This window comes from Streptomyces sp. NPDC094143, assembly GCF_040303825.1.
GTDB lineage: Bacteria > Actinomycetota > Actinomycetes > Streptomycetales > Streptomycetaceae > Streptomyces.
In genome coordinates this window covers 281089-303953 of sequence record NZ_JBEOTZ010000006.1, presented here as the reverse complement: position 1 = coordinate 303953, position 22865 = coordinate 281089, and the positions used below count along the sequence as shown (strand labels likewise).

Genomic DNA, 22865 nt, shown 5'->3' with positions numbered 1-22865 from the left:
CGAGCCCGTCACCGAAGCCCCGGCGCAGGTTCAGTACAGGGGCTGGCCGATCCCCAGCAGGTTCCCCTCGCTGTCGCGGAACCAGGCGCCGCGCTCACCCCGGGCGCCCTTGCCCGGGTAGTTCCCCTCGACCTCGGCGATCCCGTCCCGGGTGCGGAAGCCGGGCAGGTCGACCTCCTCGAACACCACCCCGCGCCGTTTCAGCTCCGCCACGGCGGCGTCGAGGTCGTCGACCTCCCACGCCATCTGGGTGAAGGTGCCGGGCGAGGTGCCCGCCGACCGGAAGAGCGCGAACTCCCCGCGTCCGCACCGGTACAGCAGCCCCCCGGGCCGTTCGTCGGCGGGCTCCAGGCCCAGCTTCTCGGCGTAGAAGCGCCGCGCCCGGTCCAGGTCCTGCGCCGGGAGCCGGGTCGCCACGCGAGCTCCGGCCAGTACGTCCGTGTCGTCGGCGTCCATCTCTCCACTGTGCCGGGAGACGGGCCCGAGATGTGCCGGGCATGTGCCGGGGATGCCGTCGTGCTCGAAATATGCCGTGCGGGCGGCCCGGAGGGAGAATCGGGAGTGTCAGCCGTACATCGCCAAGCGACGGAGAGGTGGCGAGGGACATGGCTGAACACCCGCACGCAGCGCTGGTCCGCAAGGGATTCGAGGCCTTCTCCCGCGGTGACATGGACACCCTGCGCGGAATGATATCGGGGGACGCCACCCACCACGTGCCCGGGAACCACCCGTTGTCGGGCGACTTCAAAGGGGTGGACTCGATCATCGAGATGTACGAGCGGCTCGGCGCCGAGACCGACGGGACGATGCGCGCCGAACTGATCGGCATCGCCGTCGACGGCCGCGGTCACGCGGTCGGCATGACCCGCTTCACGGCCGAGCGGGGCGGCAGGCACCTGGACGACACCGGCTGCATCATCTTCCGGATCGTGGGCGACAAGGTCACCGACCTCGACGAGTGCGTCGAGGACATCGACAGGAACAACGAGTTCTGGTCCTGAACACGCCGAGGGCCGGGCGCCCTCCCATGGGGAACAGGAGGAGGCCCGGCCTACGGTTCGATCAGGTGGATCCGCGCCCGCGTGGCGAACGCAGGCCGCGCGCGGATCCGAGGGGTGCCGGACGGGAGCGGATGAGAGAGGGCCCGCTCGATTCCCTCCGGCGTCACATCAAACGTCAGCCCTTGAGCGCGGCGACCTTCTGAGCCAGCGCCGACTTCTTGTTGGCAGCCTGGTTCTTGTGGATGACGCCCTTCGAGACGGCCTTGTCGAGCTGGCGCGCGGCAGCGCGCTGGTACTCGGTGGCCTTCTCGACGTCACCCGCGGCAGCGGCCTCACGGGCCTTGCGGATCGCGGTCTTCAGGGAGGACTTCACGGCCTTGTTGCGCAGCCGCGCCTTCTCGTTGGTCTTGATCCGCTTGATCTGGGACTTGATGTTCGCCACGAATGAGCCTTTTCAGGTTCTGGCACGAGGCCGCACGAGGCCGCACGGATCCGCACCGGGTGATTTCTTGAGGTAGTGCCTCGTGCGAGAGGGCAGGAGACACAGCCACCCAGGCTACCAGCGGGTGCATTCCCGGCCCAAACCCGTCCATGGTCCCCACCCGTGGGACGATGGAGGCTACGTATCGATCCGACCCGAGACCGCAGACACTGCGGACGCCTCAAGAATCAGGACCCTGCGTGCCCGCGATCCCCAGCCACGTGCCCGAGCCGAGCCGTACCGACCCGGCTCTGATCCGCAACTTCTGCATCATCGCGCACATCGACCACGGCAAGTCCACGCTCGCTGACCGGATGCTCCAGCTGACCGGAGTGGTCGAGCAGCGGCAGATGCGCGCCCAGTACCTCGACCGCATGGACATCGAGCGCGAGCGTGGCATCACGATCAAGTCTCAGGCGGTGCGTCTGCCGTGGGCCCCGACCCACGACAAGACGAACACGCACATCCTGAACATGATCGACACCCCGGGGCACGTCGACTTCACCTACGAGGTCTCGCGGTCGCTCGCCGCCTGCGAGGGCACGATCCTCCTGGTCGACGCCGCTCAGGGCATCGAGGCGCAGACCCTCGCCAACCTGTACCTGGCGATGGAGAACGACCTCACGATCATCCCGGTGCTGAACAAGATCGACCTGCCTGCCGCGCAGCCCGAGAAGTTCGCCGAGGAGCTCGCCCACCTCATCGGGTGCGACCCCGGGGACGTGCTCAAGGTCTCCGCCAAGACCGGGCTCGGGGTCGAGGCGCTCCTGGACAAGGTCGTCGAGCAGGTCCCGGCCCCGGTCGGCGTCAAGGACGCCCCGGCGCGCGCCATGATCTTCGACTCGGTCTACGACTCCTACCGGGGTGTGGTCACGTACGTCCGTGTCATCGACGGGCAGCTCAACAAGCGTGAGCGCATCAAGATGATGTCCACGGGCGCCACGCACGAGCTGCTGGAGATCGGCACCAACTCGCCCGAGATGCTCGGCGCCGACGGCCTCGGTGTCGGCGAGGTGGGCTACCTGATCACCGGCGTGAAGGACGTCCGCCAGTCCAAGGTCGGTGACACGGTCACCAGCCAGTCCAAGGGCGCCACCGAGCCCCTCGGCGGCTACAAGGATCCCAAGCCGATGGTCTTCTCCGGGCTGTATCCGCTCGACGGCTCGGACTACCCCGAGTTGCGCGAGGCCCTGGACAAGCTCCAGCTCAACGACGCCGCGCTGGTGTACGAGCCGGAGACCTCCGCCGCGCTCGGCTTCGGCTTCCGCGTCGGCTTCCTCGGCCTGCTGCACCTGGACGTGATCCGCGAGCGGCTGGAGCGCGAGTTCGGGCTCGACCTGATCGCCACCGCGCCGAACGTGGTCTACCGCGTGGTCATGGAGGACGGCAGCGAGCACACGGTCACCAACCCGAGCGAGTTCCCCGAGGGCAAGATCTCCGAGGTCTACGAGCCGGTCGTCCGGGCCACCATCCTGGCGCCGAGCGAGTTCATCGGCTCGATCATGGAGCTGTGCCAGACCCGGCGCGGCACGCTGCTCGGCATGGACTACCTCTCCGAGGACCGGGTCGAGATCCGCTACACGCTGCCCCTCGCCGAGATCGTGTTCGACTTCTTCGACCAGCTGAAGTCCAAGACCCGCGGCTACGCCTCGCTCGACTACGAGCCCACCGGCGAGCAGACCTCCAGCCTGGTCAAGGTCGACATCCTGCTGCACGGCGACAAGGTGGACGCCTTCTCGGCGATCACCCACAAGGACCAGGCGTACGCCTACGGTGTGCGGCTGGTCGCCAAGCTCAAGGAGCTGATCCCGCGGCAGGCCTTCGAGGTGCCGGTCCAGGCCGCCATCGGCTCCCGGGTCATCGCCCGCGAGACCATCCGCGCCATCCGCAAGGACGTCCTCGCCAAGTGCTACGGCGGTGACATCTCCCGCAAGCGGAAGCTGCTGGAGAAGCAGAAGGAGGGCAAGAAGCGGATGAAGATGGTGGGTTCCGTGGAAGTTCCCCAGGAGGCCTTCATCGCCGTCCTGTCGAGCGATGACAGCGCGGGATCGGGCAAGGGCAAGAAGTAACCGCGGATTACCATGGGTTACACCCCAAACCGGGTGGAACAGGGGCCCGCCGTACGAAAGTGCGGCGGGCCCTGTGCGTGCACGGGGTAGCTCTCTGTACGAAGTGACAGGCCGCGGCCCCTTACGTGGCGGCCGGTCGGCCTTTACTCTGATCCCTGCTCGATAGTTACTCACGAGTTAAACAACGGGGTGTGACCTGCGCCTCGTGACGCCTCGTGAGTGTCCACCAGCCGCACTTGAGCCAGCCGCACTGTCGCGGGCCCCGGAGGATGTCGTGAGCGACACACAGACTTTGATCGAGAACCGTCCGCCGTCCGTGGCGGGCCTCTTCCTGGAGCGCGTGACGGCCACGCCGGACGCCGAGGCCTACCGGTATCCGGTCCCCTCGTCGTCCGGGCAGGGGCCGGATGAGTGGAAGTCGCTGACCTGGGCGCAGGCCGCCGAGCGGGTCTACACCATCGCGGCCGGCCTGATCGAGCTGGGCGTGCAGCCCGAGCAGCGGGTCGCCCTCGCCTCCAGCACCCGGGTCGAGTGGATCCTGGCCGACCTCGGCATCATGTGCGCCGGCGCCGCCACGACCACGGTGTACCCGCAGACCAACGCCGACGAGTCGGCGTACATCCTGTCGGACTCCGAGAGCCGCGTGCTCATCGCGGAGAACGCCGAGCAGCTGGCCAAGGCCAAGGCGAAGCGCGCCGAGCTGCCCGAGCTGACCCATGTCGTGGTGATCGACGCGGCCGGCGCCGAGACCGCCGACTGGATCCTGACCCTCGACGAGCTGGAGAAGCGCGGCGCCGCGCGGCTGGAGAAGGACCCCGACCTGATCAAGGAGCGGGTCGGCGCGCTCACCAAGGACCAGCTGGCCACCCTCATCTACACCTCCGGCACCACCGGCCGCCCCAAGGGCGTGCGCCTGCCGCACGACAACTGGTCGTACATGGCGAAGGCGATCGCCGCGACCGGGCTGGTCAGCGGCGACGACGTGCAGTACCTGTGGCTGCCGCTGGCGCACGTCTTCGGCAAGGTGCTCACCTCCGGCCAGATCGAGGTCGGGCACGTCACCGCCGTCGACGGCCGCGTCGACAAGATCATCGAGAACCTGCCGGTGGTGCGGCCGACGTACATGGCGGCCGTGCCGCGCATCTTCGAGAAGGTCTACAACGGCGTCGCCGCCAAGGCCCGGGCGGGCGGTGGGGCCAAGTACAAGATCTTCCAGTGGGCCGCCGAGGTCGCCCGCGAGTACGCCAAGGTCTCCCAGGACAACTTCCGGCGCACCGGGACCGCGTCCGTGCCGTTCGGGCTGAACGCGAAGCACAAGGTCGCCGACACCCTGGTGTACGCCAAGATCCGGGAGGCCTTCGGCGGCAACCTGCGCGCCTGCGTCTCCGGCTCGGCCGCCCTCGCACCCGAGATCGGCTACTTCTTCGCCGGCGCCGGCATCCACATCCTGGAGGGCTACGGCCTCACCGAGTCCTCGGCGGCGTCCTTCGTGAACCCGGGCGAGGCCTACCGCACCGGCACGGTCGGCAAGCCGCTGCCCGGCACCGAGGTGCGCATCGCCGACGACGGGGAGATCCTGCTGCGCGGCCCGGGGATCATGGAGGGTTACCACAAGCTGCCCGAGAAGACCTCCGAGGTGCTGGAGCCGGACGGCTGGTTCCACACCGGCGACATCGGGGAGCTGTCGCCGGACGGGTACCTGCGGATCACCGACCGCAAGAAGGACCTCATCAAGACCTCGGGCGGCAAGTACATCGCGCCGGCGGAGGTGGAGGGGCAGTTCAAGGCGGTGTGCCCGTACGTGTCGAACATCCTCGTGCACGGGGCCGACCGGAACTTCTGCACGGCGCTCATCGCGCTCGACGAGATCGCGATCACCGAGTGGGCCAAGGAGAACGGGCTCGAAGGGAAGTCGTACGCGCAGATCGTGGCGGCGCCGCAGACCGTCGAGATGGTCGACGGGTACGTGAAGCAGCTCAACGAGGGGCTGCAGCGCTGGCAGACGATCAAGAAGTTCCGGCTGCTGCCGCGGGATCTCGACATCGAGCACGGTGAGATCACGCCCAGCCTGAAGCTGAAGCGGCCCGTCGTGGAGCGGGAGTACAAGCACCTGATCGAGGAGATGTACGAGGGGTCGCGCGAGGCGTAGGGGGTGGCCGGGGGCTGCGGGCCCGTGGTGGCCGGTCGCGCCCACGCGGCGGAGCCGCACGTCGGACCCGCGCCCCGCGCCCCTACGGGACGTCTCCCACCCGGCGCCGCAACTCCTGGCCTCCAGGGCGGTCAGGTTGTCCTCCATGTCGTCGACCAGGAGGATCCGGGCCCGTTCGTCGTGGATGCCCGCGTCGCTCATGCGTCTTCTTCCGCGCCGTCCGGGTCCAGCAGTGCGCACACGACCGTCAGCGGCCGGTCGATGTACGACGTCGGCGCTGCGCTCCAGCGTCTCGATGCCCTCGCGGCCGTCATCCGCGTAGAGCACGGTCATCCCGACCCGGCCCAGGACATGGGTGAGGGCGAAGACGTCGCGAATGTCGTCGTCCACGCTCAGCACTCGCCGGCCGGGCGGGCGGGAGACGGCCCGGCCTGCCGGACGTCCACGCCTCAGTTTGGTCGGCGCGGGCCAGGCGTCGTCCGGTTGGCACGGCACCGTGTGACCGGGGCTGACGACCGTGACCGTGCGGGTCAGGTCGCCGCCCGCCACCGCAGGGCGTCGAGCAACTGGTTCACGTCGTCGACCCGGGACGTCCACAGGCCCTGCCCCGGCCGGCCGAGAGCCGCTCGTCGAGGCGGCCGTGGCGCACCAGCTCCCGTCTGACGTGCCGCAGCGAGCAGAGGACGGAGATCGGATGCACGAATCTGACCGTCTTCGTGCCGGTCTTCGACCAAGTGAGTAGCACGGTTCTCACTCATGGCGGCCCACTTCGGTAACTCGGCGCTTATGGGCGTGGTCAGTCTGTCACTCTGTCGGCATCGACTGTGGCGTATTCGTACGAACTGCCCGGGGAGCTGTCCATGGGGGCCATTCCGACGCAACGGGAGACCGCTTTCCGTGCCTCAGATGCGCCTGCACACGCTGGGGAGACGTCCGTGCCCGTTCAGGAGGGGCCCGTTTTCGAGGAGCCCGCACCGGCCGCGGAGGCGGTCGCCGCCGACGCCTGCGCACCGGCCGGCACGGAGCCCGCCTCCGCTTCCGAGGTGCCCGCGCGGGAGTGCGCGCGGGCGCACGCGATCCTGCCCGGCAGCCCCGTCGCGCCGGGAGCCGCCCGTGCCCTGGTGCGCGAGGCGCTCGCGGAGTGGATCGGGCTTGGCCTGCCCGGCGCCGAGCACGTCACCGACCGTCTGCGCGACGACGCCACGATCGTCGTCAGCGAACTCGTCACCAACGCCGTCGTGCACGCCGGCACCGACGTCGAGATGGAGTGCCGGCTGGAGGGCGACGCCCCGCAGACAGCCGCCCTCGTCGTCGAGGTCTCCGACCGCCATCCGTCCCGGGCCCCGCGCGGCGGCGAGCCGGAGACGCCCTACGACACCCCGGAGTACGGGCGCGGCCTGCGGCTCGTCGGCGCGCTCTCCGAGGCCTGGGGGATCACGTACCGCACGGGCCGGAAGACCGTGTGGGCGCGGCTGCCCGCCGTGGGGTGCGCGGCCGGGGAGCAGATCGAGGCGTACGCCGGGGAGCGCGCGCTGGCGCACGGTTTGCGGGTGGCCGGGATCCTGGCTCCGGAGCCGCCCCTCGGCGACCGGCACGGAGCGGCCGAACGGGACGCTTCCGACCCGCGGGGCGCTTCCGGCTCGCGGGGCGCTTCCGACCCGCGGGCTTCCGACCCGCGGGCTTCCGACCCGCGGGCTTCCGACCCGCGGGCTTCCGGCCTGCGGGACTCGGCCGCCTCGCTGGACTCGGCCGCCTCGCTGGACTCGGCCGCCTCGCTGGACTCGGCCGTCCCGCATGGCGCGTCCGTCCTGCCAGACGCGTCCGTCCTGCCGGAGTCTCCCGGCCTGCGGGACACTGCCGACCCGCTGGAATCGGCGGCCCCGCTGGACTCGGCCGTCCCGCAGGGCGCGTCCGTTCTGCCCGAGTCTCCCCTCCTGCCGGACACTCCTGTCTTGCGGGACTCGGCCGTCCCGCAGGACTCGTCCGCCGTGGGTGACTCGGCCGCCCTGCGTGACTGGAGCGACCTGCGGGACTGGCGGGACCGCCACGAGAAGCCCGACGGGTGCAACGGGCCCGACGGCTCCTGGCTCGGCCGCGGCGCCCTGTCCTTCCTCGCGGAGGCCTCCGACCTGCTCGCCGGGCAGCTCGACGAGGACCTGGTCGCCGCCCTCGCCGGGCAGCTGATCGTGCCGCGGCTGGCCGACTGGTGCGCGGTCTGGCTGGAGGACGAGGCCACCGGCGCCGGCTGGGGCGGTGGCGCCGGCGGCCCCCGGCTGGCCCGGGTCTGGCACGGCAGCGAGAACCGCATCGAGGAGCTGCGCCGGACCCTGGAGAAGGAACCGCCGCCCCCGTCCGACCCCCTGACGTCCGGGCCCGTCGCCTGCCCGTGGCCCGGCGAGGCGCTCGGCGACGCCCCTGGGGAGTGCGGCTCGGCCCTGGCGTACCGTCTGGTCGCCGGGGGACGCCCGCTCGGCACCCTGGTCATCGGACGATCCGGCACCGCCCGCTTCCCCGACGAGATCACCGGCCTCGTGGAGGACCTCGGCCGCCGGGTGGCCCTGGCCATCGGCGCCGCCCGGCAGTACGCCCGCCAGGCCACCATCAGCGCCGTCCTGCAGCGCGGCCTGCTGCCCGGAGCCGTCGCCGAGATCCCCGGTATGCGCAGCGCCCTCGTCTACGAGCCGTGCGACAAGGGCGGCCCCAGCGGCGACTTCTACGACCTGTTCCCGGCCGGCGACGGACGCTGGTGCTTCGCCGTCGGCGACGTCCAGGGCAAGGGGCCCGAGGCCGCCGTCGTCATCGGCCTGGCCCGGCCGTGGCTGCGGCTGCTGGCCCGCGAGGGCTACCGGGTCGCCGACGTCCTGGACCGCCTCAACCAGCTCCTGCTCGACGACGCCACGGAGGCCGCGGACGCGGCGGCCCGGGCCCTCGTGGCGGCGGGCGCGCGGCCGACCCCGCCCGGCGACGGTCCGCAGACGCGCTTTCTGTCCCTGCTCTACGGCGAGCTGGTCCCCTTCGACGGCGGGGTCCGCTGCACCGTCGCCTCCGCGGGGCACCCGCTGCCGCTGCGGCTCGGGGCGGGCGGCGAGGTCCACCCGTGCGCGCAGCCGCAGACCCTGCTGGGCGTCGTCGAGGACGCCACCTACACCAGCGAGACCTTCGAGCTGCGCTCCGGCGACACGCTGCTGTGTGTCACCGACGGCGTCACCGAGCGCCGCTCCGGCTCCCGCCAGTTCGACGACGGGGACGGACTCGCGGCGGCGCTGGCCGGGTGCGCGGGGCTCGACGCGGAGCTCATAGCCGAACGGATCAAGCGGCTCGTGCACGAGTTCGGGGCGCGGCCCCCGGCGGACGATCTGGCGCTGCTGGTGCTCCAGGCGGAGTGAGCGCGCGGGTGCTGGACAATGGAAGGCATGCCTTCCGCTCTCCCCGACGGCGAGCCCGTCCCCGAGGACGGCGCGCTGCCCGCGTCCGCACTCGCCGGGGCCGCCGCCCGCCCGCTCGGGTTCTACCTGCACGTCCCGTACTGCGCGACCCGCTGCGGCTACTGCGACTTCAACACCTACACGGCCACCGAGCTGCGCGGCACCGGCGGGGTGCTCGCCTCCCGCGACAACTACGCCGAGACGCTCGTCGACGAGATCCGCCTGGCCCGCAAGGTCTTGGGGGACGATCCGCGTCCCGTCCGCACGGTGTTCGTGGGCGGCGGTACGCCCACGCTGCTGGACGCCGGTGATCTCGTACGGATGCTCAAGGCCGTGCGGGACGAGTTCGGGCTGACGGCGGACGCCGAGGTCACGACGGAGGCCAACCCGGAGTCGGTCGATCCGGCCTATCTGGCGGCCCTCCGCGAGGGCGGCTTCAACCGGATCTCCTTCGGCATGCAGAGCGCGCGGCAGCACGTGCTGAAGGTGCTGGACCGCACTCACACGCCCGGGCGGCCCCAGGCGTGCGTCGCGGAGGCCCGGGCGGCCGGCTTCGAGCATGTGAACCTCGACCTGATCTACGGCACGCCGGGGGAGTCGGACGACGACTGGCGGGCCTCGCTGGACGCGGTGCTGGGGGCCGGTCCTGACCACGTCAGCGCCTACGCGCTGATCGTCGAGGAGGGGACGCAGCTGGCCCGGCGGATCCGCCGGGGCGAGGTGCCGATGACCGACGACGACGTCCACGCCGACCGGTACCTGATCGCGGACGAGGTGCTCTCGGGCGCGGGGTTCGAGTGGTACGAGGTGTCGAACTGGGCGACCTCCCCGGCCGGGCGGTGCCTGCACAACGAGCTGTACTGGCGGGGCGCCGACTGGTGGGGGGCCGGACCCGGGGCGCACAGCCACGTGGGCGGGGTGCGGTGGTGGAACGTGAAGCACCCGGGGGCGTACGCGGCGGCGCTGGCGGCCGGTCGTTCGCCCGGGGCCGGGCGTGAGGTGCTGTCGGAGGAGGACCGGAGGGTCGAGCGGATCCTGCTGGAGCTGCGGCTGCGGGACGGGGTGCCGTTGGAGCTGCTGCGGGAGGAGGGGCTCGCGGCGTCGCGCCGGGCCTTGTCCGACGGGCTGCTCCAGGAGGAGCCGTATGCGCGGGGGCGGGCCGTGCTGACCCTGCGGGGGCGGTTGCTGGCCGACGGCGTGGTGCGCGATCTCGTGGACTGAGGCGTTCAGTCCGCGGGGGCGGTGACGAAGTCGATCAGTTCCTCCACCCGGCCCAGCAGCTCCGGCTCCAAGTCCCGGTACGAGCGGACCCCCGACAGGATCCGCTGCCACGCCGCGCCCGTGTTCTCCGGCCAGCCCAGGGCCCGGCACACACCGGTCTTCCAGTCCTGGCCCCTCGGGACGCGGGGCCAGGACTCGATGCCCAGGGACGACGGTTTCACCGCCTCCCAGATGTCGATGTACGGGTGCCCCACCACCAGCGCGTGCTCGCTCGTCACCGACTGGGCGATGCGCCACTCCTTCGAGCCCGGTACGAGGTGGTCGACGAGGACGCCGAGGCGGGCGTCGGGGCCGGGGGCGAAGGAGTCGACGATCGAGGGGAGGTCGTCCACGCCCTGCAGGTACTCCACCACCACGCCCTCGATGCGCAGGTCGTCGCCCCACACCTTCTCGACCAGCTCGGCGTCGTGCCGGCCCTCCACGTAGATGCGGCCGGCCCGGGCCACCCGCGCGCGTGCGCCGGGCACCGCCACCGAACCGGAGGCCGTCCGGGCGGGGCGCGCCGGGGCGCCGGACGTGGGGCGGACCAGCGTCACCACCCTGCCCTCCAGGAGGAAGCCGCGCGGCTCCATGGGGAACACGCGGTGCTTGCCGAAGCGGTCCTCCAGCGTCACCGTGCCGGCCTCGCAGCGGATGACCGCCCCGCAGAAGCCGCTGCCGGGCTCCTCGACCACCAGGCCCGGTTCCGCCGGGACCTCGGGGACCGGCTTCGGCTTCTTCCACGGCGGGGTCAGATCGGTCGAGTACTGGCGCATTCGCATGACGATAGGGAAAGCCGCCGGACGGTCACGACGACACGCCGAAACGCGCCGCCAGCGCGTCCCGCTGGGCCCGGACGAACGCCGCGTCCACCACCGCTCCGTGACCGGGCACGTACAGCGCGTCCTCGCCGCCCAGCGCGAGCAGCCGGTCCAGCGCGGCCGGCCACCGCGCCGGCACCGCGTCCGGGCCCGCCTGGGGCTCGCCCGACTCCTCGACCAGGTCGCCGCAGAACACCACCTCCGGATCGCCCGGCACCAGCACCGCCAGGTCGTGCGCGGTGTGCCCCGGGCCCACGTTCGCCAGCAGCACCCGGCACCCGCCGCCCAGGTCGAGCGTCCACTCGCCGGAGACCAGGTGGCGGGGCGCGACCAGCCGGTCCGCCGACTCGCCCGCCACGGTCTCCGCCAGGCCGTTGCGCACCGCGTCCGCGCGCAGCTCCGCCCGGTCCCGCGCCCGGGTCAGCACCGCGTCCACGCCGACCGCGCCGAACACCTCCGCGTCCTCGAACGCCGCCGCCCCGAAGACATGGTCGAAGTGGGGATGGGTCAGCGCGAGATGCGTCACACGGTGACCGGTGAGCGACCGCGCCTGCGCGCGCACCCGCGCGCCCTCGGCCGGGCTCGACCCGGCGTCGATCACCAGCACCGCGCCCTCGCCGGCGACCAGCCCCGCCGTGCAGTCCCACACCGGCAGCCGGCACCGCCCCACCCCGGCGGCCAGGCGCTCCCACCCGGCCTCTTCCCAAGTCACCGTCATACGGCGACGCTAGCGGTGCGCCCCGCCCGGGGCACGGCGCCGTACGACCAGCCTTGCCGGGGGCGTACCCGACCGCCGTACACTGGGCCGGGGAACATTGGCACTCGCACGCGCAGAGTGCCAGGCCGCGAACGGCGGGCAACCGGCGGACGACTTCTGGAGGTGTGCGCGATGCTCAGTGAACGCAGGCTTCAGGTGCTGCGCGCCATCGTCCAGGACTACGTCGGCACGGAGGAGCCGGTCGGCTCCAAGGCCCTCACCGAGCGGCACAACCTCGGCGTCTCCCCGGCGACCGTCCGCAACGACATGGCGGCCCTGGAGGACGAGGGATACATCGCCCAGCCGCACACCAGCGCCGGGCGCATCCCCACCGACAAGGGCTACCGCCTGTTCGTGGACAAGCTCGCCGGCGTCAAGCCCATGACCGCCCCCGAGCGGCGCGCCATCCAGAACTTCCTGGAGGGCGCCGTCGACCTCGACGACGTCGTGGCGCGCACGGTGCGGCTGCTCGCGCAGCTCACGCGCCAGGTCGCCGTCGTGCAGTACCCGTCGCTGACCCGGTCCACCGTGCGGCACGTGGAGCTGCTCTCCCTGGCGCCCGCGCGGGTGATGCTCGTGCTGATCACGGACACCGGGCGGGTCGAGCAGCGCGTGGTGGACTGCCCGGCGCCCTTCGGCGAGGCCTCGCTCGCGGATCTGCGCGCGCGCCTCAACAGCCGGGTGGCGAACCGCCGTTTCGCGGATGTGCCGAGTCTGGTGGAGGATCTCCCGGAGGCTTTCGAGCACGAGGACCGGGGTACGGTCTCCACGGTGCTCTCCACACTCCTGGAGACGCTCGTCGAGGAGAACGAGGAGCGGCTGATGATCGGCGGCACCGCCAATCTGACCCGCTTCGGTCATGACTTCCCCCTCACGATCCGGCCGGTGCTGGAGGCGCTCGAGGAGCAGGTCGTGCTCCTCAAGCTGCTCGGCGAGGCGAAGGATCCGGGCGTGACCGTCCGTATCGGTCACGAGAACGCCCACGAAGGACTCAACTCCACGTCCGTCGTGTCGGTCGGCTACGGTTCGGGCGGCGAGGCAGTCGCCAAGCTCGGCGTGGTCGGACCGACCCGCATGGACTACCCGGGAACGATGGGAGCGGTACGCGCAGTGGCACGGTACGTCGGACAGATCCTGGCGGAGTCGTAGTGGCCACGGACTACTACGCCGTACTCGGCGTGCGCCGCGACGCGTCGCAGGAAGAGATCAAGAAGGCCTTCCGGCGGCTCGCCCGCGAGCTGCACCCGGACGTCAACCCCGATCCGAAGACCCAGGAGCGGTTCAAGGAGATCAACGCCGCTTACGAGGTGCTGTCGGACCCGCAGAAGAAGCAGGTCTACGACCTCGGCGGCGACCCGCTCTCGCAGTCCGGCGGCGCAGGCGCGGGCGGCTTCGGAGCCGGCGGCTTCGGGAACTTCTCGGACATCATGGACGCCTTCTTCGGCACGGCGTCGCAGCGCGGACCGCGCTCGCGCACCCGCCGCGGCCAGGACGCCATGATCCGCATCGAGGTGGAGCTCGACGAGGCCGCCTTCGGCACGACGAAGGACATCCAGGTCGACACGGCCGTCGTCTGCAACACCTGCAACGGTGAGGGCGCCGCCCCGGGCACGTCCGCGCAGACGTGTGACATGTGCCGCGGCCGCGGTGAGGTCTCGCAGGTGACCCGGTCCTTCCTGGGCCAGGTCATGACGTCCCGCCCCTGCCCCCAGTGTCAGGGCTTCGGCACGGTCGTGCCCACGCCGTGCCCGGAGTGCGCGGGTGACGGCCGCGTCCGGTCCCGCCGCACGCTCACGGTGAAGATCCCGGCCGGCGTCGACAACGGCACGCGCATCCAGCTCGCCGGCGAGGGCGAGGTCGGCCCCGGCGGCGGTCCGGCCGGTGACCTCTACGTCGAGATCCACGAGCTGCCGCACGCGCAGTTCCAGCGCCGCGGCGACGACCTGCACTGCACGGTCACGCTCCCGATGACGGCGGCGGCCCTCGGCACGAAGGTGCCGCTGGAGACGCTGGACGGCCTGGAGGAGGTCGACATCCGCCCGGGCACCCAGTCCGGCCAGTCGATCCCGCTGCACGGCCGGGGCGTCACGCACCTGCGCGGCGGCGGACGCGGCGACCTCATCGTCCACGTCGAGGTCCAGACCCCGACCAAGCTCGACCCCGAGCAGGAGCGCCTGCTCCGCGAACTCTCCAAGCTGCGCGGCGAGGAACGCCCGACCGGCCAGTTCCAGCCGGGCCAGCAGGGGTTGTTCTCGCGGCTGAAGGACGCGTTCAACGGTCGCTGAGGCCGGCGGCGCCGGGGGTGCGGAAGGGGTTATTCCTCTGGTCTATGCCACGCGGCAGGCCGGTTTCGGAGTTGTCCGGAGGACGTGACAACATGCGGTCATGTCCTCCGCACTGACCGATCTCTTCCCGCTCCCGATCGTGCAGGCCCCCATGGCGGGCGGCGTCTCCGTGCCGAAGCTCGCCGCCGCCGTGTGCGAAGCGGGCGGGCTCGGGTTCCTCGCCGCCGGGTACAAGACCGCCGACGGGATGTACCAGGAGATCAAGCAGCTGAGGAGCCTCACCGGCCGGCCCTTCGGGGTCAACCTCTTCATGCCGCAGCCGGAGTACGCCGACCCCGCCGCCGTCGACGTCTACGCCCACCAGCTGGCCGGCGAGGCCACCTGGTACGAGGCCGAGCTCGGCGATCCGGAGAGCGGCCGGGACGACGGCTACGAGACCAAGCTCGCGGTGCTCCGCGACAACCCCGTCCCGGTGGTGTCGTTCCACTTCGGCGTGCCGCACCGCGAGGTGATCGACACCCTGCACCGCGTCGGCACCTTCGTCCTGGCCACCGCCACCACCCCCGACGAGGCCCGGGCCGTCGAGCGGGCCGGTGCGGACGCCGTCATCGCGCAGGGCGTCGAGGCCGGCGGCCACCAGGGCACCCACCGGGACGTCCCCGAGACGGACGGCTCCGGCCTCGGCCTGCTGACCCTGGTCGCGCAGATCCGGGAGGCCGTCGGCATCCCGATCGTCGCCGCCGGCGGCATCATGCGCGGCGGCCAGATCGCCGCGGTCCTCGCGGCCGGCGCCGCCGCGGCCCAGCTGGGCACGGCCTTCCTCGCCACGCACGAGTCCGGCGCGCACGCCCTGCACAAGCAGGCGCTGACCAACCCCCTGTTCGTGCGGACGGAACTGACCCGCGCCTTCTCGGGCCGCCCGGCACGCGGACTCGTCAACCGCTTCCTGCGCGAGCACGGCCCGTACGCGCCCGCCGCCTACCCCGAGATCCACCACCTCACCTCGCCGCTGCGCAAGGCCGCCGCCAAGGCCGGGGACGCGCAGGGCATGGCGCTGTGGGCCGGGCAGGGCCACCGGCTGGCGCGCGAACTGCCCGCCGGGCGGCTCACGGAGCTGCTGGCCGGTGAACTCGCCGCCGCCAGGACAGCGTTGTCGGGCGGGGGCCTGCCGGGCGGAGGCCTTCGATGACCGCGCCGGTGTTCGTCGTCGGGCACTTCGACGCGGGCGGCGGCGGACGGTACGTCCTGGACGGGCCGGAAGGGCGGCACGCCGTCTCCGTGAAGCGGCTGCGGGCCGGGGAGGACGTGGTCCTCACGGACGGGGCCGGGCGCTGGGCGGACTGCGTGGTGCTCGGCACCGAGGGCAAGGACCGGCTGATCGTCCAGCTCGACTCGGTGAGCGAGGAGCCGCCGGAGCAGCCGCGGGTGACCGTCGTGCAGGCGCTGCCCAAGGGCGACCGCGGGGAACTGGCCGTCGAGACCATGACCGAGGTCGGCGTCGACGCCGTCGTGCCGTGGGCGGCGGCCCGCTGCATCACGCAGTGGAAGGGCGAGCGCGGCGCCAGGGCGCTCGCCAAGTGGCGGGCCACCGCCCGGGAGGCCGGCAAGCAGTCGCGCCGGGTGCGCTTCCCGGAGGTCGCCGAAGCGGCCACGACCAAGCAGGTCGCCGCGCTGCTGCGGGACGCCGACTTCGCCGCGGTGCTCCACGAGAGCGGCGAGGTGCCGCTGGCGACGGCCGAGTTGCCGGCCGCCGGCGAGATCGTCCTGGTCGTGGGTCCCGAAGGGGGTGTGGCGCCGGAAGAGCTGGCGCTGTTCGAGGAGGCGGGGGCCGGGGCGTATCGCCTCGGGCGCAGTGTGCTGCGCACATCCACCGCCGGGACGGCGGCCGCGGCCGTCCTCCTGGCTCGTACCGGCCGCTGGTCCTGAACCCCCTGGAGGCACCGTGGAACTCGCCCAAGTACGCCTGCTCGTCACCGACTTCGCCGCGTGTTACCGCTTCTACGACGATGTCCTCGGCCTCAAGCCGCAGTCCGGCGCGAGTGAGGGCCCGTACGAGAAGTTCAGCCCCGCGGTCGGCTCCGCCGGGATCGCGCTGCAGGACCGGTCGATGATGGCGGAGGTGCTCGACGAGGTGGGGGAACCGGCCACCGGGCACCGCTCCCTGGTGGTGCTGCGGGTGGACGCGCTGGACGCGTACTGCGAGGAGATCACGCTGCGCGGCGCCACGGTCCTGCACGGACCGGCGCCCCTGACCGACCGGATGCGGGTCGCCCGTCTCAAGGACCCCGAGGGCAACCTGGTGGAGCTCCAGGAGTGGCTGCTGCTGCGCGGTTGACGCCTTTGCGCCCTACCGCGCCGCCCGCGTCGATGGCAGGCTGCCTTTCATGGGGGCTTCGAGGAGGTTTCGGCGGGGGCCGCGCGGGCGGCGGGCGGCCGTGGCAGCGGTGTTCGCGGTCGTCGCCGTGGGCGGCGCCGTCGCCTGCGAGCCGGGCGGCGGCATCAGTTCCGCCGCCGTGGCGTACACGACCGACGAGACCGTGACGCGGGAACTCAACCGCCAGAAGGCGGGCGTGCGGTGGCTCAGCTGCACCGCCTCCTACGGCGACAGCGGCGGGAACACGAAGTCGTCGCCCTCGGCGAGCGAGAACACCGTCGCCACCGTCGACTGCCAGGGCGAGACCGAGGACGGCAAGGACGTCACCGTCGACGGCAAGGTCACCCACGCGGTCGACGGCGCCTGTGTGCGCGGGAACATCACCGCCAAGGTGGACGGCAAGGTGTGGTTCGAGGTCGACGGGCTCGGCGACTGCGACGCCACCAGCCCGCCCCCGGTGGGCGGCGGCCCCACGAACGGCGGCCCGGCACCCACCGTCACGGTGACCGTCACACAGACGATCTGGTGCGACCGCTACCCGGACTGCCGCCCTGTCGAGGGCAAGTGATCCGAACCCTGTCCGCGCGGCGCCCGACCTGCATAGGGTGATCAGGTGACATCGCCTGCTTATCTCCGGTTCCCGCACGTGCACGGCGACCTGGTCGCCTTCACCGCCGAGGACGACGTGTGGCTCGCGCCACTCGACGGCGGCCGGGCCTGGCGGGTCAGCGCCGACAACACGCCGGTGACCCACCCCCGCATCTCGCCCGACGGCACCACCGTCGCCTGGACCTCCACCCGCGGCGGCGCCCCCGAGGTGCTCGTCGCCCCGGTCGACGGCGGCCCGGCCAAGCGCCTGACGTACTGGGGCAGTTCGAAGACCCAGGTGCGCGGCTGGACGCCCGGCGGCGAGGTCCTGGCGATCAGCTCCCAGGGGCAGGCCAGCCTGCGCCGCACCTGGGCGCGTGCCGTCCCGCTCGACGGCGGCCCGGCCGCCACCCTGCCGTACGGGCCGGTCGGCGACGTGGCGTACGGGCCGCACACGGTGCTGCTGTCCGCGCCGATGGGGCGCGAGGCGGCCTGGTGGAAGCGCTACCGGGGCGGCACGGCGGGCAAGTTGTGGATCGACCGCGAAGGCGACGGCGAGTTCGTGCGCCTGCACGAGGACCTCGACGGCAACATCGAGTACCCGCTGTGGGTGGGCGACCGGATCGCGTTCCTCTCCGACCACGAGGGCACGGGCGCGCTCTACTCCTCCCTCGCCGACGGCTCCGACCTGCGCCGGCACACGCCGCTTGCGGGCACCGCCCGTTCGAGCGAAGCCGGGAGCGGGGGAGGGTTCTACGCCCGGCACGCCGCGACCGACGGCGCCCGTGTCGTCTACTCCAGCGCCGGTGAACTGTGGATCCTGGACGACCTGGACGCGGCCGAGCCGCGCCGCCTCGACGTGCGCCTCGGCGGTCAGCGCGTCGACCTCCAGCCCTTCCCGGTCAACGCCGCCCGCTGGTTCGGCTCCGCGTCCCCGGACCACACCGCGCGCGGCAGCGCCGTCTCCGTGCGCGGCACCGTCCACTGGGTCACCCATCGCTCCGGACCGGCCCGGGCGCTGGCCGCGACGCCCGGCGTACGGGCCCGGATGCCCCGGACGTTCCGCGCCGACGGCGAGGAGTGGGTGGTGTGGGTGACGGACGCCGAGGGCGACGACGCCCTGGAGTTCGCGCCCGCCACCGGCCTCGCCCCGGGCGCCACCCCGCGCCGGCTCGCCGCCGGACAGCTCGGCAGGGTGCTGGACCTCGCCATGGCCCCCGACGGCAGCCGGGCCGCCGTCGCCTCCCACGACGGGCGGCTGCTGCTCGTGGAGCGGGAGACCGGCGAGGTGCGGGAGGTGGACCGCAGCGAGGACGGCGACGTGTCGGGCCTGGTCTTCTCGCCCGACTCGGCCTGGCTCGCCTGGTCCCACCCCGGCCCGCGGCCCCTGAGCCAGCTGAAGCTCGCCAACACCACCGACCTGTCGGTCACCGAGGCGACCCCGCTGCGCTTCCAGGACTACGCGCCCGCGTTCACGGCGGACGGCAAGCACCTGGCGTTCCTGTCGACCCGCTCCTTCGACCCGGTCTACGACGAGCACGTCTTCGACCTGGCCTTCGTCGAGGGCGCCCGGCCGCACCTCATCACGCTCGCGGCGACCACCCCGTCCCCGTTCGGGCCGCAGCGGCACGGCCGGTCCTTCGAGACGCCCGACCGGGACGAGACCCCCGACAGCGAGGGCACCCCCACCACCCGGATCGACCTGGAGGGCCTCGCCGACCGCATCGTGCCGTTCCCGGTCGAGGCCGCCCGCTACTCCAACCTGCGGGCCGCCAAGGACGGCGTGCTGTGGCTGCGCCACCCGGTCGCCGGTGTGCTCGGCGCGTCCCGGGCCACCCCCGACGACCCCGAGCCGAAGACCGAGCTGGAGCGCTACGACCTCGCCCAGCAGCGCGTCGAGCATCTCGCCGTCGACGCCGACCACTTCGAGGTCAGCGGCGACGGCAGGCGGGTGCTGCTGTGGACCGACGGACGGCTGAAGGTCGTCCCCAGCGACCGGCGTGCCTCGGGCGACGACGACAGCGACAGCAACATCACCGTCGACCTGGGCCGGGTCCGGCAGATGATCGACCCCGCCGCCGAGTGGCGGCAGATGTTCGACGAGAACGGCCGCATCATGCGGGACCACTTCTGGCGGCCGGACATGAGCGGCGTCGACTGGACCGGCGTCCTCGACCGCTATCGCCCGGTCGTGGAACGGCTCGCCACCCACGACGACCTCGTCGACCTGCTGTGGGAGGTCCAGGGCGAACTCGGTACGTCCCACGCCTACGTCACCCCGCGCGGCGGATCCGGCGGCGGCCCCCGCCAGGGCCTGCTCGGCGCCGACCTCTCCCGCCACGAGGACGGCACCTGGCGCGTCGACCGCATCCTGCCCTCGGAGACCTCCGACCCGGACGCCCGCAGCCCGCTGGCCGCACCCGGCGTCGCGGTACGCCCGGGGGACGCCGTCGTGGCGGTCGCCGGACAGCCCGTCGACCCCGTCACCGGCCCCGGCCCGCTGCTGATCGGCACGGCGAACAAGCCGGTGGAACTGACCATCTCCCCGGCCGGCGGCGGCGAGCCGCGGTACGCGGTGGTCGTCCCGGTCGCCGACGAGGAGCCGCTGCGCTACCACGCCTGGGTCGCCGACCGCCGCGCCTACGTCCACGAGAAGTCCGGCGGCCGCCTCGGCTATCTGCACGTCCCGGACATGCAGGCGCCCGGCTGGGCCCAGATCCACCGCGACCTGCGCGTCGAGGTGGCCCGCGAGGGCCTCGTCGTCGACGTCCGCGAGAACCGCGGCGGCCACACCTCCCAGCTCGTCGTGGAGAAACTCGCCCGCCGCGTCGTCGGCTGGGACCTGCCCCGCGGCATGCGCGCCGAGAGCTACCCGCGCGACGCGCCCCGAGGCCCGGTGGTCGCCGTCGCCAACGAGTTCTCCGGCTCGGACGGTGACATCGTCAACGCCGCGATCAAGGCCCTCGGCATCGGCCCCGTGGTCGGCACCCGCACCTGGGGCGGCGTCATCGGCATCGACAGCCGCTACCGCCTGGTCGACGGCACCCTGGTCACCCAGCCGAAGTACGCCTTCTGGCTGGAGGGTTACGGCTGGGGCGTGGAGAACCACGGGGTGGATCCCGACGTGGAGGTCGTACAGAGCCCGCAGGACTACGCGGCGGGCAGGGACACGCAACTGGACGAGGCCATCCGCATGGCGCTCGAGAGCCTCGAGACGGCACCGGCGAAAACGCCTCCGGGTCTGCCCGGTTGACAGACGCCGACCGCGGGACCAGCCGCGAAGCACCCGCACCCGACGACGATACGATGCCCGAGTCGGACCGTATTCGGCCAACCCCCGGAGGGAAAATGGCAGGGGAACCCCAGGACGACTGCCTGTTCTGCAAGATCGTCGCAGGCAGCATCCCGGCGACGATCGTCCGCCAGACGGAGACGACCATCGCGTTCCGCGACATCAACCCCCAGGCTCCCACCCACGTCCTGGTCATCCCCAAGGCGCACTACGAGAACGCCGGTGCCCTCGCCGCCGCCGACCCGGCCCTCACCGCGGACGTGCTCCGCGAGGCCCAGGCCGTCGCGGACGAGGAGAAGCTCGACAGCTACCGCCTCGTGTTCAACACCGGCAGCGGCGCCGGCCAGACCGTCTGGCACGTCCACGGCCACGTGCTCGGCGGCCGCGGCCTGGCATGGCCCCCGGGATAACGCCTTGTCCGTACGCGAACTCGTCGTCCTCGGCACGGCCAGCCAGGTCCCGACCCGGCACCGCAACCACAACGGCTACCTGCTGCGCTGGGACGGCGAGGGCATCCTGTTCGACCCCGGCGAGGGCACGCAGCGCCAGATGCTGCGCGCCGGGGTCGCCGCGCACGACCTGAACCGGATCTGCGTCACGCACTTCCACGGCGACCACAGCCTCGGCCTCGCCGGGGTGATCCAGCGCATCAACCTCGACCGCGTCCCGCACCAGGTCACCGCCCACTACCCCCGCTCCGGGCAGCGTTTCTTCGACCGGCTGCGGTACGCCACCGCCTACCGTGAGACCGTCGGCATCACCGAGGCGCCGGTCGACGCCGACGGGCCCCTCGCCCGCACGGACGGCTACACCTTGGAGGCGCGCAAGCTCTCGCACCCGGTGGAGTCCTACGGCTACCGGCTGGTCGAGCCCGACGGCCGGCGCATGCTGCCCGAGCGGCTCGCCGCGCACGGTGTGCGGGGCCCGGACGTGGGCCGGATCCAGCGCGAGGGATCGCTCGGCGGGGTCTCGCTGGAGGACGTCAGCGAGGTGCGGCGCGGGCAGCGGTTCGCGTTCGTCATGGACACCCGGCTCTGCGACGGCGTGTACGCGCTGGCCGAAGGCTGCGACATGCTCGTCATCGAGTCGACCTTCCTCGACGAGGACGAGCAACTCGCCGTGGAGCACGGTCACCTGACGGCCGGTCAGGCGGCCCGGGCGGCGCGGGAGAGCGGGGTGCGGCACCTGGTGCTGACCCACTTCAGCCAGCGCTACGGCGAACCGGAGGAGTTCGAGCGGCAGGCGCGGGCCGCCGGGTACGAGGACGAGCTGACCGTGGCACGCGACCTGCTGCGGGTGCCGCTTCCGAAGCGACGGTGAAACGCCCGTACGATGCATTGATGCCCATCCCCAAAGCCGAACTGCACCTTCACATCGAAGGAACCCTGGAGCCGGAACTCGCCTTCGACCTCGCCGCGCGCAACGGCGTCACGCTGCCGTACGCCGACACGGACGAGCTGCGCGAGGCCTACCGCTTCGAGGATCTCCAGTCCTTCCTGAACCTGTACTACGAGCTCATGGCCGTCCTGCGCACCGAGCGGGACTTCGAGGACCTGGCGAACGCCTACCTGGGCCGGGCCGCCGCGCAGGGCGTGCGCCACGCGGAGATCTTCTTCGACCCGCAGGCCCACACCGGCCGCGGTCTGGAGCTCGGCACGGTCGTCGAGGGGCTGTGGCGGGCGCTGGGGCGGAGCGAGGAGAACCACGGCGTCTCGACCCGGCTGATCCTGTGCTTCCTGCGCGACGAGTCCGCCGAGTCGGCCCTGGCGACCCTGGAGGCGGCCAAGCCCTACCTGGACCGGATCACCGGCGTCGGGCTGGACTCGGCCGAGGTCGGGCACCCGCCGGCGAAGTTCCGCGAGGTCTACGAGGCCGCCGCCGCGCTGGGCCTGCGGCGGGTCGCCCACGCGGGCGAGGAGGGGCCGCCGGAGTACATCACCGAGGCGCTGGACGTGCTCGGCGTCGAGCGGGTCGACCACGGGCTGCGCTGCGTGGAGGACCCGGCAGTGGTGGAGCGGCTGGTGCGGGAGCGGGTGCCGCTGACGCTGTGCCCCCTGTCGAACGTCCGGCTGCGGACCGTCGACACCCTCGCCGACCACCCACTGCCCGCGATGCTGGACGCCGGCCTGATGTGCACGGTCAACTCCGACGACCCGGCCTACTTCGGGGGCTACGCCGGCGACAACTTCGACGCCGTGCGCGCGACCCTGGGCCTGGACCGGGAACGGCTGCGCGAACTCGCCCGCAACTCCTTCCTCGCCTCCTTCCTGGACGACGACGAGCAGCTGCGGGCGCGGTACCTCGGCGAGGTCGAGGCGTACACCTTCGGCTGGGCGGGCCGCGGCGGACCCGCCTGAACAGCC

20 protein-coding genes and 1 pseudogene are annotated in these 22865 nt (G+C 72.4%); 15 read left to right on the top strand and 6 right to left on the bottom strand.

Annotated elements, in window-relative coordinates; translation table 11 throughout:
• Positions 1-30 precede the first annotated feature (30 nt).
• The gene (locus tag ABTZ58_RS11245; RefSeq protein WP_351353605.1) at positions 31-456 is read right to left on the bottom strand and encodes a VOC family protein; all 426 of its coding nucleotides are present in this window, start codon (positions 454-456) and stop codon (positions 31-33) included.
• Between the two features lie 149 nt (positions 457-605).
• On the opposite strand from ABTZ58_RS11245, the gene ABTZ58_RS11240 reads away from it, so the two are divergent.
• Entirely contained in the window at positions 606-1001 is a 396-nt protein-coding gene (locus ABTZ58_RS11240) for a nuclear transport factor 2 family protein (RefSeq protein ID WP_351353601.1), read from the top strand.
• Positions 1002-1176: 175 nt separating this feature from the next.
• On the opposite strand, the gene rpsT is transcribed toward ABTZ58_RS11240, so the two are convergent.
• On the bottom strand, positions 1177-1443 hold the full coding sequence (gene rpsT, locus ABTZ58_RS11235) for a 30S ribosomal protein S20 (protein WP_010042013.1): 267 nt from the start codon (positions 1441-1443) through the stop codon (positions 1177-1179).
• Between the two features lie 239 nt (positions 1444-1682).
• On the opposite strand from rpsT, the gene lepA reads away from it, so the two are divergent.
• Together lepA and ABTZ58_RS11225 are read left to right on the top strand one after the other, a co-directional pair.
• Positions 1683-3551: a translation elongation factor 4 gene (gene lepA / locus ABTZ58_RS11230; RefSeq protein ID WP_351353597.1), complete on the top strand. Its 1869-nt coding sequence runs from the start codon at positions 1683-1685 to the stop codon at positions 3549-3551.
• 274 nt (positions 3552-3825) lie between these two features.
• Complete coding sequence (locus ABTZ58_RS11225; protein WP_351353594.1) at positions 3826-5700, top strand: AMP-dependent synthetase/ligase; 1875 nt, start codon at positions 3826-3828, stop codon at positions 5698-5700.
• A gap of 267 nt (positions 5701-5967) precedes the next feature.
• On the opposite strand, the pseudogene ABTZ58_RS11220 reads toward ABTZ58_RS11225, so the two are convergent.
• Positions 5968-6180 (bottom strand): annotated as a pseudogene (locus tag ABTZ58_RS11220) (hypothetical protein); the annotation flags it as partial.
• Positions 6181-6271: 91 nt separating this feature from the next.
• Positions 6272-6400, bottom strand: coding sequence for a hypothetical protein (locus tag ABTZ58_RS11215; protein ID WP_351353592.1), 129 nt, complete (start codon positions 6398-6400; stop codon positions 6272-6274).
• Between the two features lie 160 nt (positions 6401-6560).
• Between ABTZ58_RS11215 and ABTZ58_RS11210 the strand changes: the two genes are divergently transcribed.
• Together ABTZ58_RS11210 and hemW are read left to right on the top strand one after the other, a co-directional pair.
• A complete protein-coding gene (locus tag ABTZ58_RS11210) occupies positions 6561-9086 on the top strand; it encodes a SpoIIE family protein phosphatase (RefSeq protein ID WP_502996047.1) in 2526 nt (841 codons plus the stop codon).
• 27 nt (positions 9087-9113) lie between these two features.
• A complete protein-coding gene (gene hemW, locus ABTZ58_RS11205; RefSeq protein ID WP_351353589.1) occupies positions 9114-10346 on the top strand; it encodes a radical SAM family heme chaperone HemW in 1233 nt (410 codons plus the stop codon).
• A 5-nt stretch (positions 10347-10351) separates the two neighbouring features.
• Here hemW and ABTZ58_RS11200 read toward each other — a convergent pair whose 3' ends face one another.
• Positions 10352-11161: a DUF3097 domain-containing protein gene (locus ABTZ58_RS11200; protein ID WP_351353586.1), complete on the bottom strand. Its 810-nt coding sequence runs from the start codon at positions 11159-11161 to the stop codon at positions 10352-10354.
• A gap of 31 nt (positions 11162-11192) precedes the next feature.
• Positions 11193-11924, bottom strand: a complete 732-nt coding sequence (locus tag ABTZ58_RS11195) for an MBL fold metallo-hydrolase (RefSeq protein WP_351353583.1) — start codon at positions 11922-11924, stop codon at positions 11193-11195.
• A 171-nt stretch (positions 11925-12095) separates the two neighbouring features.
• Between ABTZ58_RS11195 and hrcA the strand changes: the two genes are divergently transcribed.
• The 10 genes from hrcA (at position 12096) to ABTZ58_RS11145 (ending at position 22859) form a co-directional block, all read left to right on the top strand.
• Positions 12096-13112, top strand: coding sequence for a heat-inducible transcriptional repressor HrcA (gene hrcA, locus ABTZ58_RS11190; protein WP_031111606.1), 1017 nt, complete (start codon positions 12096-12098; stop codon positions 13110-13112).
• On the top strand, positions 13112-14248 hold the full coding sequence (dnaJ, locus tag ABTZ58_RS11185; protein WP_333930651.1) for a molecular chaperone DnaJ: 1137 nt from the start codon (positions 13112-13114) through the stop codon (positions 14246-14248). Before hrcA ends, dnaJ begins: the two co-directional genes overlap by 1 nt.
• Positions 14249-14348: 100 nt before the next feature.
• Entirely contained in the window at positions 14349-15437 is a 1089-nt protein-coding gene (locus ABTZ58_RS11180) for a nitronate monooxygenase (protein ID WP_351353578.1), read from the top strand.
• Entirely contained in the window at positions 15434-16174 is a 741-nt protein-coding gene (locus tag ABTZ58_RS11175) for a 16S rRNA (uracil(1498)-N(3))-methyltransferase (RefSeq protein ID WP_351353575.1), read from the top strand. The genes ABTZ58_RS11180 and ABTZ58_RS11175 overlap by 4 nt, the downstream gene beginning before the upstream one ends.
• Positions 16175-16190: 16 nt before the next feature.
• Positions 16191-16583 (top strand): VOC family protein, encoded by a 393-nt coding sequence (locus ABTZ58_RS11170; protein ID WP_351353572.1) that lies wholly within the window; start codon positions 16191-16193, stop codon positions 16581-16583.
• A 49-nt stretch (positions 16584-16632) separates the two neighbouring features.
• A complete protein-coding gene (locus tag ABTZ58_RS11165) occupies positions 16633-17190 on the top strand; it encodes a hypothetical protein (RefSeq protein WP_351353569.1) in 558 nt (185 codons plus the stop codon).
• A gap of 45 nt (positions 17191-17235) precedes the next feature.
• Positions 17236-20463, top strand: a complete 3228-nt coding sequence (locus ABTZ58_RS11160) for a S41 family peptidase (protein WP_502996046.1) — start codon at positions 17236-17238, stop codon at positions 20461-20463.
• A gap of 95 nt (positions 20464-20558) precedes the next feature.
• Positions 20559-20912, top strand: a complete 354-nt coding sequence (locus ABTZ58_RS11155) for a histidine triad nucleotide-binding protein (protein WP_309097023.1) — start codon at positions 20559-20561, stop codon at positions 20910-20912.
• Positions 20913-20916: 4 nt separating this feature from the next.
• Positions 20917-21822 carry a ribonuclease Z gene (locus ABTZ58_RS11150; protein WP_351353566.1) on the top strand — a complete coding sequence of 302 codons (906 nt, stop codon included), beginning with the start codon at positions 20917-20919 and terminating at the stop codon, positions 21820-21822.
• A gap of 20 nt (positions 21823-21842) precedes the next feature.
• Positions 21843-22859, top strand: coding sequence for an adenosine deaminase (locus ABTZ58_RS11145; protein ID WP_351353563.1), 1017 nt, complete (start codon positions 21843-21845; stop codon positions 22857-22859).
• The last annotated feature ends 6 nt before the right edge of the window (positions 22860-22865 follow it).

Excerpts from the sequence above, each read along its gene's own strand:
- ABTZ58_RS11245 (WP_351353605.1), bottom strand. The coding sequence starts at position 456 with ATGGACGCCGACGACACGGACGTACTGGCCGGAGCTCGCGTGGCGACC.
- ABTZ58_RS11240 (WP_351353601.1), top strand. The coding sequence starts at position 606 with ATGGCTGAACACCCGCACGCAGCGCTGGTCCGCAAGGGATTCGAGGCC.
- ABTZ58_RS11210 (WP_502996047.1), top strand. The coding sequence starts at position 6,561 with ATGGGGGCCATTCCGACGCAACGGGAGACCGCTTTCCGTGCCTCAGAT.
- hemW (WP_351353589.1), top strand. The coding sequence starts at position 9,114 with ATGCCTTCCGCTCTCCCCGACGGCGAGCCCGTCCCCGAGGACGGCGCG.
- ABTZ58_RS11200 (WP_351353586.1), bottom strand. The coding sequence starts at position 11,161 with ATGCGCCAGTACTCGACCGATCTGACCCCGCCGTGGAAGAAGCCGAAG.
- ABTZ58_RS11195 (WP_351353583.1), bottom strand. The coding sequence starts at position 11,924 with ATGACGGTGACTTGGGAAGAGGCCGGGTGGGAGCGCCTGGCCGCCGGG.
- hrcA (WP_031111606.1), top strand. The coding sequence starts at position 12,096 with ATGCTCAGTGAACGCAGGCTTCAGGTGCTGCGCGCCATCGTCCAGGAC.
- ABTZ58_RS11180 (WP_351353578.1), top strand. The coding sequence starts at position 14,349 with ATGTCCTCCGCACTGACCGATCTCTTCCCGCTCCCGATCGTGCAGGCC.
- ABTZ58_RS11175 (WP_351353575.1), top strand. The coding sequence starts at position 15,434 with ATGACCGCGCCGGTGTTCGTCGTCGGGCACTTCGACGCGGGCGGCGGC.
- ABTZ58_RS11165 (WP_351353569.1), top strand. The coding sequence starts at position 16,633 with ATGGGGGCTTCGAGGAGGTTTCGGCGGGGGCCGCGCGGGCGGCGGGCG.
- ABTZ58_RS11155 (WP_309097023.1), top strand. The coding sequence starts at position 20,559 with ATGGCAGGGGAACCCCAGGACGACTGCCTGTTCTGCAAGATCGTCGCA.
- ABTZ58_RS11145 (WP_351353563.1), top strand. The coding sequence starts at position 21,843 with ATGCCCATCCCCAAAGCCGAACTGCACCTTCACATCGAAGGAACCCTG.